Origin of the sequence: Vibrio sp. Vb1755, assembly GCF_033338635.1 — a bacterium.
GTDB lineage: Bacteria > Pseudomonadota > Gammaproteobacteria > Enterobacterales > Vibrionaceae > Vibrio > Vibrio alginolyticus.
The window spans coordinates 1-1,210 of sequence record NZ_JAWOTA010000236.1 but is presented as its reverse complement, the minus strand read 5'-3'; the positions used below and the strand labels follow the sequence as shown (position 1 = coordinate 1,210).

Genomic DNA, 1,210 nt, shown 5'->3' with positions numbered 1-1,210 from the left:
CCGCACTTTTCGCGGCGTTTTTTATTAGCAGATATACCATTAAGTTATTCGCTTACTGCAACACCATTGCAATATAGTGATCGGCTAGGAGCGCAACAAACAGCGCCAACAGATGATAAATGGAGAAATTAGATGTGTCTATTGCGCTATTAGGCTCGGGTGCAAACTTGAGTTTCCACGCGTGATAAATGAAACCCGCATTTAGCAGCAATGCTGAAAAGAGATAGATAAAACCGACCATCCCCACCAATACAGGCATCACGCACACCAATGTGAGCAATACCGTGTAAAGTAAGATCGATGTTTTGGTGTATTCAATGCCATGGGTTACCGGCAGCATAGGAATGTCGACCTTGCGGTAATCTTCCACTCGATGTATCGCGAGAGCCCAGAAATGCGGAGGCGTCCAGATGAAGATAATCATCACCAATAGCCAAGCGTTCCCATGCAGCTCACCCGTCACCGCTGTCCAACCTAAGAGTGGCGGCATCGCACCGGCAATGCCAGCAATCACAATATTTTGCGGCGTTGCTCGCTTCAAATACATGGTGTAAACCACCGCATAGCCCAGTAAACTCAAAAACGTCATCCACGCTGTGAGCGCGTTTACCCAAGCATATAGGAGTACAAAACCAACCACGCCTATTGCCACGGCAAAAATCGCAACCGACAAGGGATTGGTATCTCCCGACGGTAAAGGACGCGTATGAGTACGAGCCATTCTTGCATCAATTCTGCGGTCAATAAGATGATTAAATGCCGCGGCAGAACCAGCCATTAGTCCTATTCCAATCAATCCGATGGATGCTTGAATCCAAGGAAAATCAGTGACCGGAGCCAAGCTCATGCCGACAATGGCGGTGACTAACATTAGCGCGACAACTTTAGGTTTAGTCAGTTTTAAGTACGTTGAGCCGAGACGCTTTCGACTATCGAGTGTTAACGCAATTTCTTTACTCATAGCGAACTCCTTTCACTGCATAATTCCAATCGGCTTTTCCTTGCCACAAATAAAACTGACTTACACAAATCAGGCTCAACATGATTGCAGCACCCAGGTTATGAGCCACTGCGATGTAAATCGGTAACTGAAACACCACGTTGCTAATACCAAGCGTAATCTGGCAAGCCAGCGCCATCCCAAGCCACATACCGACTTTCTGTGAATGGTGCGAGTCTTGTTTCATCAACACCACACAATACGTCAGGA

General features: G+C 46.9%; 2 protein-coding genes. Both read right to left on the bottom strand.

The window, feature by feature from the left end; genetic code table 11:
• Positions 1–52 precede the first annotated feature (52 nt).
• Positions 53–961, bottom strand: coding sequence for a heme o synthase (gene cyoE / locus R7E00_RS24195; RefSeq protein WP_318124792.1), 909 nt, complete (start codon positions 959–961; stop codon positions 53–55).
• Positions 954–1,210 (bottom strand): COX15/CtaA family protein (locus R7E00_RS24190; protein WP_318124791.1); only part of this gene is annotated, 257 nt, incomplete at its 5' end. The genes R7E00_RS24190 and cyoE, both read right to left, overlap by 8 nt.